The sequence below is a fragment of the Allobosea sp. genome (assembly GCF_036675845.1).
Classification (GTDB): Bacteria; Pseudomonadota; Alphaproteobacteria; order Rhizobiales; family Beijerinckiaceae; genus Allobosea.
The window spans coordinates 1-9,337 of sequence record NZ_JAKFED010000163.1 but is presented as its reverse complement, the minus strand read 5'-3'; the positions used below and the strand labels follow the sequence as shown (position 1 = coordinate 9,337).

General features: G+C 68.4%; 8 protein-coding genes. 5 read left to right on the top strand and 3 right to left on the bottom strand.

Going from position 1 to position 9,337, the window contains the following annotated elements; all coding sequences use genetic code 11:
- Positions 1-523 (top strand): autotransporter outer membrane beta-barrel domain-containing protein (locus V6M56_RS18235; protein WP_332685582.1); only part of this gene is annotated, 523 nt, incomplete at its 5' end.
- A 130-nt stretch (positions 524-653) separates the two neighbouring features.
- On the opposite strand, the gene V6M56_RS18230 is transcribed toward V6M56_RS18235, so the two are convergent.
- The 3 genes from V6M56_RS18230 to V6M56_RS18220 are packed head-to-tail and all read right to left on the bottom strand — an operon-like array spanning position 654 to position 4,002.
- Positions 654-1,514 (bottom strand): PCC domain-containing protein, encoded by an 861-nt coding sequence (locus V6M56_RS18230; RefSeq protein ID WP_332685581.1) that lies wholly within the window; start codon positions 1,512-1,514, stop codon positions 654-656.
- Complete coding sequence (locus V6M56_RS18225) at positions 1,511-3,151, bottom strand: acyl-CoA synthetase (RefSeq protein ID WP_332685580.1); 1,641 nt, start codon at positions 3,149-3,151, stop codon at positions 1,511-1,513. Before V6M56_RS18225 ends, V6M56_RS18230 begins: the two co-directional genes overlap by 4 nt.
- Entirely contained in the window at positions 3,148-4,002 is an 855-nt protein-coding gene (locus V6M56_RS18220) for an IclR family transcriptional regulator (RefSeq protein WP_332685579.1), read from the bottom strand. Before V6M56_RS18220 ends, V6M56_RS18225 begins: the two co-directional genes overlap by 4 nt.
- A gap of 203 nt (positions 4,003-4,205) precedes the next feature.
- On the opposite strand from V6M56_RS18220, the gene V6M56_RS18215 reads away from it, so the two are divergent.
- The 4 genes from V6M56_RS18215 to V6M56_RS18200 all read left to right on the top strand — a co-directional run bounded on the left by V6M56_RS18215 (position 4,206) and on the right by V6M56_RS18200 (position 9,323).
- Complete coding sequence (locus V6M56_RS18215; RefSeq protein WP_332685578.1) at positions 4,206-6,080, top strand: TRAP transporter large permease; 1,875 nt, start codon at positions 4,206-4,208, stop codon at positions 6,078-6,080.
- Between the two features lie 148 nt (positions 6,081-6,228).
- Positions 6,229-7,245 (top strand): TRAP transporter substrate-binding protein, encoded by a 1,017-nt coding sequence (locus V6M56_RS18210; protein WP_332685577.1) that lies wholly within the window; start codon positions 6,229-6,231, stop codon positions 7,243-7,245.
- A gap of 282 nt (positions 7,246-7,527) precedes the next feature.
- Positions 7,528-8,712, top strand: coding sequence for an acyl-CoA dehydrogenase family protein (locus V6M56_RS18205; RefSeq protein WP_332685576.1), 1,185 nt, complete (start codon positions 7,528-7,530; stop codon positions 8,710-8,712).
- A complete protein-coding gene (locus tag V6M56_RS18200; RefSeq protein WP_332685575.1) occupies positions 8,709-9,323 on the top strand; it encodes a TetR/AcrR family transcriptional regulator in 615 nt (204 codons plus the stop codon). Before V6M56_RS18205 ends, V6M56_RS18200 begins: the two co-directional genes overlap by 4 nt.
- The last annotated feature ends 14 nt before the right edge of the window (positions 9,324-9,337 follow it).

Sequence of the window (9,337 nt, the reverse complement as noted above, 5' to 3'; positions counted from 1 at the left end):
CCGCCAGGTCCGGATCCGCGGCTTTGGCGACACGCTGCGCTCGGATCGCGACACGCAGGTGGTGCAGGCCTTTGCCGAGCTCGGCTATGCCTTCACCTATGAGCGTTTCGCCATCGAGCCCTTTGCCCAGCTCGCGCTGCTGCAGGTCTCGAGCGGCTCTGATCTCGAGCAGGGCGGCGCGGCGGCGCTGCGGGTCTTCTCCGGCGAGCAGAACCTCGGCTTCACCACGCTCGGCCTGCGCGCCGAGGCGCAGCTCGGCACCATGCCGCTCTTCGCCCGCGGCCTGCTCGGCTGGCGCTATGGCTTTGGCGAATTGACCCCGCAGGCGATGACCGCCTTCATCGCCGGCACCACCCCGGCCCGGGTCTATGCGGCCTCGATCGACCGCAATGCGCTGGTCGCCGAGGCCGGGCTCGACTGGCGCGTCAGCCGCAGCACCACGCTCGGCCTCGCCTATTCCGCCGCCATCGGCGAGCGCACCCGCGACCACGCCCTCAAGGGACGTTTCGAGGTCAGGTTCTGAAAGAAGGGGCGCAGGCGGGGCCGATCCCCCGTCATTGCGGGCGTAAGCGAAGCAATCCAGGAGGGCTCGCGCGGCGGCCCCTGGATTGCTTCGTCGCTGCGCGCCTCGCAATGACGGCGAGGCCGGCGGCTCAGAGCGCTTCCAGCACCAGTTCCAGCGTCATCAGCACCGGATTGTCGCCGCGCCGCAGCGGCCCCTCCGCCATGGCGCCGGTATAATCGACGAGCGCGATGGCGAGCTCGGCTTCCGGCCTCCCGTCGGCGCCGGGCGCGATGCGGCCCGAGGTGATCGCGATCTCGGTGGCGAAGGGCTCGACGGCCCCGCCGTCCGCAAAACGCGCGCCGATGGTCGAGCCGACGCCGCCATGGATCGCGGCGCGGGCGATGCCGCGCGCGGCGCAGAAGCTTTCCAGCGCCGCGAAGACGTCCTGGTTCGGGCGCAGCCGCAGCGCGAAGAAGCGCCCGCCGATGTCCGCGGCGGTCTGCGGCTGCTCGGCCGGCATGAACAGCTTGAAATTGGTTTCGGGATCATGCCCGGCGACGAAGCCGGCGCCACCCAGCCCGACCGCCTCGACCGTGACCGCCTCGGCGAGGAAGCTCTGCTCGGGCAGGATATGGCCGCCATTGCGCCGGCCATCGGCCTCGCGCCAGAGCGCATGGCCATGGAAGAAGGGCGCCCCGTCGCGCTCGCCGAAGGTCAGCGCCCCGGCTTCGATCCGGGCGACGCCTTCGGGCCGGAAGGTCTCGCTGTAGAAGGCGGCATGCTCGGGCGTGGCCGAGAGCGCCGGCATCACATAGGCGAAGGGCGCGAGCGCCAGCCCAGCCGGCAGGCGCAGCACGCCGCTGGTGAAACCCTGGGCGGCGAATGCGCCGGCGATCGCGTCGAGCAGCAGCTGCCCGGGTTCGAGGTCGAGCATGAGCTGCCGGCCGCGCGCCTCGGCCCATTGCACGCGCTCGGGGTTCGCCGGCCCCGGCTGCCGGATCGTCCTCACGCAGCCGACCCCGGCGGGCGGGAAAAGTCGAGCAGGCCGCGTTTCTCCAGTTCGTCCCGCACCAGCCGCTTCGGCACCTTGCCATAGCCGGATTTCGGCAGTTCCTCGAAGAAGAAGAAGCGCTTCGGCATCTTGTAGCGCGGGATCTTCTCGGCGAGGTAGGCGGCGAGCTCGGCCTCCACCACGCCACTGCGGGCCACGCAGACGGCGATGCCGATCTCGCCCCAGACCGCATCGGGGATGCCGAGCACGGCCGCTTCCGCGATCGCCGGATGGGTCAGGAGCTTCTCCTCGATCTCGCGCGGATAGATGTTCGAGCCGCCGGAGATGTACATGTCCGAGGCCCGGCCGGTGATGTAGACAAAGCCCTGCTCGTCCATATGGCCGAGATCGCCGGTGCGGAACCAGCCGTCGCGGAACGACTTCGCATTGGCTTCCGGGTTCTCGTAATAGCCGGCGAAGACGGCCGGGCCGATCACGCAGATCTCGCCGGTCTCGAAGGGCGAAAGCTCCTTGCCCTCGTCGCTCTGGATCTGGACCTCAATGCCGGTGCGCTCGACGCCGCAGCTGCCGATGCGCGCCTCCGGCCCGTCCTCTTCCTCGTGCAGGTAGGTCGGCAGCACGGTGATGTTGCCGGTGACCTCGCCGAGGCCGAAATACTGCACCAGCACCTTGCCGAGCTTCTTCAGCGCCGTCTTCTGGTCCTCGCGATACATCGGTGCGCCGGCATAGATGACATGGCGCAGGCTGGAATGATCGTGCCGGTCGACCGCCGGGTGCTCGACCAGCATCTTCAGGATCGTCGGCACGGTGAAGATGTTGGTGACGCGGTATTTCTCGATCAGCCGGAAGGCCTCGTCGATGTCGAAGCGCTCGGTCGACAGCAGGATGCTCGGTGCGCCGCGCGCCGAGAGCACGAGCTGGTGGACGCCGGCGCCATGCGAGAGCGGCGCGACGACGAGCGAGGCGTCGTCTTCCGTCGAGCCGGGGACCAGGTCGGCGAGGTGGTTCGTCACCACGAAGCCCATCTGGCCATGGGTCAGCACCGCCGCCTTGGAGCGGCCGGTGGTGCCGGAGGTGAAGAAGAACCAGCAGGGATCGTCGCGCTCGACCATGGCATCAGCGACGCGCGCGCCGGCATGGGCCGCGATCGCCTCGCCGACCGCCTGCTCGCCGAAGCCGCCTTCGCCGATCCGCCAGGTGAATTCCAGCGCCGGACTGGCGGCGGCGACCGAAGCGGCATGCTCCGGGAAATCACCATGGCAGAGAAAGCCCTTCGCCCCCGAGGAACTGGCCAGATAGGCGACCTCGTCCGGCATCAGCCGGAAATTGGTCGGCACCCAGACCGCCCCGAGCCGGAAGGCGGCGAACATCGAGAAGAACATCTCGTCGCAGTTCTTCGAATGCACCAGGAGGCGGTCGCCCCTGCCGATGCCGCGGGCGGAAAGGGCGGCGCAGAGCGCATGCACGGCCGCGTCGATCTCGCTCCAGCTCCACTGCCGCTCGCCCCAGATCAGCCCGGGGCTGCCGGAAAAGCGCCTGGCGTTGCGCGTCAGGAAATGCGCGAGGTTCATCACCCGCTGCGAGATGGGCTCTTGCCCGCCGAGCGGGCTGGAAGCCTCTCCGGATCTGGTCATGACCTTGTCTCCACCGCCTGTTTCGTGCCGCGCGCCGGCAGCTTCGCGAGCGCCCGCACGGGCTCGTGCAGGTCCAGCATTCCGGCGAGCCGCTGCTCGACCTGCTTCGCCTCGCGCCGGAGCGCCAAGGCGAGCTCCTCCTGCCGCTGCGGCCGCATCCGGGCATCGATCGCGGCGAGGCTGAGCGCACCGGCGACGCGCCGGTCGGGAAAGCGCACCGCGACCCCGATGCCCCAGGAACTGGCGACGATGCGCCCGGGATTGAGCGAAAAGCCCTGCTTGCGGGCCTGCGCGACATCGGCGCGGATGCGCGCCGGCGTATAGCTCGGATAGCGCTCGGCCAGGATGCCGCGATTGGCCGCGATCATCGCCTCGACCTCGTCGTCGGCGAGCGCCGCCAGCATGGCGAGCGAGCCGGCACCGATGCCGAGCGGGTGCTGGTCGCCGGCCTGCAAAGCGTGGGTGCGCACCGGCCAGGTGCCTTCCTCGCGATGCAGGCAGACGGCGAAGCGGTCGCGCCTGACCGAGAAGAAGCTGGTGTCCTGGGTCGTATCCGAGAGCAGGCGCAGGCTCGCCATGGCGAGGTCGAGCAGCCCGTACCGGCTGCCGGAGAGCAGGCCGAGCACGAAGGCCTCCTCGCCGAGATGATAGCGCCGCGTCTCTTCCGCCTGCTCGACCAGCCCGGCGCGCATCAGCGCCAGCAGCAGGCGCCTGACCGTCGGCTTGCTGAGGCCGCTTTCGCCGACGATCTCGCTCAGCGGCAGGCCGAAGGCGGTCTCGCGGCCGACGAGCGACAGCAGCCGCAAGGCGCGGTCGACGCTTTGCGAGCCCGGCAAATCTGGCGACGGCATGGCCCCTGCTCGCATTTCCTCTGCCTTGCGGGTCCATGATGCGGACCTCTGATCTGGCCTTGAATCTGTAGATCGCCACAGCCGCGATTGCAACGACGATCGATCCGTGTATGTTCCTGCCGGAACAGTGGTGGCCAGCGCCACGATATGGACCTGTCGCGACCAGCGAGTCGACAAGGCAGGCGAATGGGAGGGGCGGCCTTATGGCCGATACGCATAGGAGTGACGGCGTCGCGGCCGTTCTGGAGAGCCTTGACCCCGCGCCGCGGCGCGTCGGCTCGGCTTTGGTGCGCCCGCTCGAGATCGTCGCCGCAGCCCTGCTGGTCATCATCGTCACTTTGCTGCTCGGCGGCGTGACCTCGCGCTATGTGCTCTCGATCCCGGTGATCTGGATCGACGAGGCCGCCTCGATCTCCTTCCTCTGGCTCGCCATGCTCGGCTCGGCCATCGCCATCGACCGCAACGAGCACCTGCGCCTGACGCTGTTCGTCGGCATGCTGCCGCAACGCCTGCACGGGCTCGCCCAGGCTTTCGGCCTGCTCGTGGTCGCGACCTTCCTCCTGGTGATGGCCTGGCCGGCGATCGACTATGTCATCGAGGAATCCTACGTCACCTCGGCGGCGCTCAACATCCCCTCGAGCTGGCGCGTCTCGGCCATCGCCTTCGGCATCCTGACCATGCTGGCGCTGGTGCTGACCTATGCGGTGCGCACCTGCACCATGCGCGAGATCGTCCTCTCGGCGGCGCTGATCGGCCTGGTGGCGGCGGCCTTCTTCCTGCTGACGCCGGTATTCAAGACGCTCGGCTATCTCAACATCGTCATCTTCCTGATCGGCGTCGTCGGCTTCTGCCTCGCCGCCGGAGTGCCGATCGCCTTCTGCTTCGGCATCGGGGCGCTGTGCTTCCTGTCCTTCAGCACCAGCGTGCCGATCTTCGTGATGATCGGGCGCATGGACGAGGGCATGTCGAGCCTGATCCTGCTCTCGGTGCCGATCTTCGTGCTGCTCGGCTGCGTGCTCGACGCCACCGGCATGGGCAAGGCGATCGTCGATTTCCTCGCCTCCATGCTCGGCCATATCCGGGCCGGCATGTCCTATGTCCTGCTCGGCTCGCTCTTCCTGGTCTCGGGCATCTCCGGCTCGAAGGTCTCCGACATGGCGACGGTCGCTCCGGCGCTGTTCCCCGAGATGAAGCGGCGCGGCTACCAGCCCAAGGAACTGATCGCGCTGCTCTCGACCGGCGCCGCCATGGCCGAGACGGTGCCGCCCTCGATCGTGCTGATCGTGCTCGGCTCGGTCGCCGGCGTCTCGATCGCCGGGCTCTTCACCAATGGCCTTCTGGTCGCGACCGTGCTGCTGCTGGTGCTGGCCGTGCTGGCGCGCTGGAAGGCGCGCGGCGAGATGCTGCAGGGCGTGCGCCGCGCCCCCTTCGCCACGATCTGGAAGACCGGGCTGATCGCCGCGCCGGCGCTGGTGCTGCCCTTCCTGATCCGCAGCGCCGTCGGCGGCGGCGTCGCGACGGCGACCGAGGTTTCGACCATCGCCGTGCTCTACGCCATCATCGTCGGCATCTGGCTCTATGGCGGCATCGGCTGGCGCAAGTTCTACGAGATGCTGGTCGAGACGGCGGCGCTGTCCGGCGCCATCCTGATGATCCTCGGCACGGCCTCGGCCATGGCCTGGGCGCTGACCCAGACCGGTTTCGCCCGCGATCTCGCCGCCTATATGACGACCCTGCCCGGCGGCTGGATCAGCTTCATGGGCGTCACCATCGTCGTCTTCATGATCCTCGGCTGCGTGCTCGAGGGGCTGCCGGCGATCGTGCTGATGGCGCCCCTGATGTTCCCGGTCGCCAAGAGCCTCGGCATCAACGACGTGCACTATTCGATGGTCGTCGTCACCGCGATGAACATCGGCCTGATGACGCCGCCGGTCGGCATCGGCTTCTACATCGCCTGCAAGATCGGCAATGTCGCGCCGGACGAGGCGATGAGCGCGATCTGGCCCTATCTGCTGGCGCTGATCGCCGGGCTCGTGATCATCGCGCTCGTCCCGGCGATCTCGACGGCCTTCCTGTGAGGCGCGCCATGTTGCGCGATCATGGCGGCCCGCCGCGCCTGTCGATTGCCGCGCGGGGCAGGCCGGCGTCACCATTGGAAAAAGACTTCCGCGTGAGCCGGGCACGGTCGCGGCGCTAGAACCAAGAACCTTCAGGGAGGAAACCCAAATGCCCATTTCACGTCGCAGCATCCTGCAGGCCGGCACGGCCGCCGCCGCCATCGGCACGTTCTCGATCGGCGCCCGCGCCCAGAGCGCCGAGTTCACCTATAAATACGCCAACAACCTGCCGCTGGCGCATCCGATGAACGTGCGCGCCAACGAGGCGATGGAGAAGATCAAGGACGAGACCAAGGGCCGCGTCGTCATCCAGATCTTCCCGAACAACCAGCTCGGCTCCGACACCGACATGCTGAACCAGGTCCGCTCCGGCGGCGTCGAGTTCTTCACGCTGTCGCCGCTGATCCTCTCGACCCTGGTGCCGAATGCCTCGCTCAGCGGCATCGGCTTCGCCTTCCCGAACTATGACGCGGTCTGGAAGGCGATGGACGGCGAGCTCGGAGCCTACGTCCGCGGCCAGATCGCCAAGGCCAACCTGCACGTCCTCGACAAGATCTGGGACAATGGCTTCCGCCAGATGACCTCGTCCAAGGGGCCGATCGCGAGCCCGGCCGATCTCAAGGGCTTCAAGATCCGCGTGCCGGTCTCGCCGCTTTGGACCTCGATGTTCAAGGCCTTCGACTCGGCCCCGGCCAGCATCAACTTCGCCGAGGTCTACACCGCGCTGCAGACCAAGATCGTCGACGGCCAGGAGAACCCGCTGGCGATCATCGCCACCGCCAAGCTGTTCGAGGTCCAGAAATACCTCTCGCTGACCAACCATATGTGGGACGGCTTCTGGTTCCTTGCGAACCGCCGCGCCTGGGAGCGGCTGCCACAGGACCTGCGCACCATCGTTGCCAAGCACATCGACGCCGCCGCCATGCTGGAACGCGCCGACGTCGCCAAGCTCAATGCCGGCCTGCAGGACGAGCTGACCGCCAAGGGCATGGTGATCAACGAGACCAAGGCCGACGAATTCCGCGCCACGCTCCAGAAGGCCGGCTTCTACGCCGAGTGGAAGGGCAAGTTCGGCGACGAGGCGTGGGCCATCCTCGAAAAGGCGGTCGGCGGCAAGCTCGCCTGAGTTTACTCGCTCCGCCGTCATTCCGGCTGGAGCGAAGCGGAACGCCGGAATCCATCGGAGGGCTCTGGCGTTCCATAGGATTTCCGAGCTGTGCCGCTTTGCGGCTTGTCCGGAATGACGGGGCATTGACGAACAGGGCGTGGCGCTCCGGCGCCGCGCCCTTTGTCGTGCGGAAGGCACCTGTCTTGCGGAACGCATCGGGAAGCCCGGCTTGCCGGCAGCGCCCGTTCGCCCTACCGTCCGGCAGGTAGGCACTGGTTACTGACAACCGGGAGGATGGCGATGACGGCGGCGGAGAGCTTCGGAACCGGCGGCAATGGGCAGCGGCGCTCGCCCTATTTCGGCGAGGAGCACGAGGCGCTGCGCGACCAGATCCGCCGCTTCGTCGAGACCGAGGTCAAGCCGCATGGCCTCGCCTGGGAGGAGGCCGGCATGGTGCCGCGCGCCGTGCTGGAACGGATGGGCGAGCTCGGCTTCCTCGGCATCCGCTATCCGGCCGAATATGGTGGCTCGGAAATGGATACGCTGGCGACCGTCGTGCTGGCCGAGGAGCTCGGCCGCTCGACCTTTTCCGGCTTCGCCATCACCGCCCTGGTCCATACCGACATGGCCTCGGTCCATCTCTTCAATGCCGGCAGCAAGGCTCAGCGCGACCGCTTCATGCCGGATGTCGTCGCCGGCAGGGCGATCTGCGCGGTTGCCGTCACCGAGCCGGATGCCGGCTCCGACGTGAAGGGCATCCGCACCACGGCGCGGCGCGACGGCGACACCTATGTGCTGAACGGCGCCAAGATGTTCATCACCAATGGCGTCCATGCCGATCTCTATTGCGTTGCCGCCAGGACCGACCCGGCGGCAAAGCCTTCGCAGGCGGTCTCGATGTTCCTGGTCGAGAAGGCCACGCCGGGCTTTCGCGTCGGGCGGGCGCTCGACAAGCATGGCTGGCGCTCCTCCGACACCGCCGAGCTGATCTTCGAGGATTGCCGCGTGCCCGCCGAAAACCTGCTCGGCGGCGAGGGCCGCGGCTTCTACGCGATCATGAGCAATTTCCAGAACGAGCGCACGGTGATCGGCGCCATGGCGATGGGCGAGGCGCAGGCCGCGATCGAGCTGACGCTCGACTATGTCCGCACGCGAAAAGCCTTCGGCGCGCCGCTCTGGGAGAAGCAGGCGATCCGCCAGAAGCTCTCCATGCTCGCCGCCAGGGTCGAGGCCGGCCGCCAGCTCGTCCAGCATGCCGCCTGGCTCGACGCGCAGGGCTTCGACGCGACGCGCGAGGTCTCGATGGCCAAGGCCTATTGCGGCGAGCTGGTCAACGAGGTGATGTATGCCTGCGTCCAGTTCCATGGCGGCATGGGCTTCATGCGCGAGAGCACGATCGAGCGCATGGCCCGCGACGCCCGCGTCCAGGCGATCGGCGGCGGCGCCACCGAGGTGATGCTGGAAGAGGTGGCGAAGCGGCTGTGAGCGCCCCCGCTGCCAGAACGGAGCGACCGGCGGCGGAAAGCGGCTCGCGCCGGCTGATCCTCGACATGGCGGCGCGGCTGCTGCGCTCGGGCGGCTATCACCAGACCACGCTGCGCGAGATCGCCGAGGCGGTCGGCATCCGCAAGGCGAGCCTCTATCACCACTTCGCCTCGAAGGAGGAGATCGTCGAGGCCGTGGTCGGCGACGGCGTCCGCTTCGTCCACGACGCCGTCGCGGCGGCGCTGACCGGCGCGGGGCAGGCTGGTCCGCGCCGGCGGCTCGAGGCGGCGATCGCGGCCCATCTTTGCGCCCTGCACGGCCATGGCGACTATACCAGCGCCGCCATCAAGGTCTTCACCTTCGGCAGCGGCCCGACGCCGGAGAGCGTGCGCCTGGCGCGCCGGCTCTATGAGGATGTCTGGCGCCGCCTCATTGCCGAGCTGCAGGAGGCGCAGGAAGTCGCGCCCGGATGCTCGGCCGAGGCGCTGCGCCTTTTCCTGCTCGGCGCCATGAACGGCTCGATCGACTGGTATCGGCCCGAGCGTTTCGATCTCGGCGCGCTGGCGCGCGAATTCGCGGCGCTGGTCGCGCCCGGCCGTCCTTCCGATTAGCGCCTGCTCGATTT

Bases quoted from the DNA above. Each gene is read 5' to 3' on its own strand.
- V6M56_RS18225 (WP_332685580.1), bottom strand. From the start codon at position 3,151: ATGACCAGATCCGGAGAGGCTTCCAGCCCGCTCGGCGGGCAAGAGCCC.
- V6M56_RS18205 (WP_332685576.1), top strand. From the start codon at position 7,528: ATGACGGCGGCGGAGAGCTTCGGAACCGGCGGCAATGGGCAGCGGCGC.
- V6M56_RS18215 (WP_332685578.1), top strand. From the start codon at position 4,206: ATGGCCGATACGCATAGGAGTGACGGCGTCGCGGCCGTTCTGGAGAGC.
- V6M56_RS18210 (WP_332685577.1), top strand. From the start codon at position 6,229: ATGCCCATTTCACGTCGCAGCATCCTGCAGGCCGGCACGGCCGCCGCC.
- V6M56_RS18220 (WP_332685579.1), bottom strand. From the start codon at position 4,002: ATGCCGTCGCCAGATTTGCCGGGCTCGCAAAGCGTCGACCGCGCCTTG.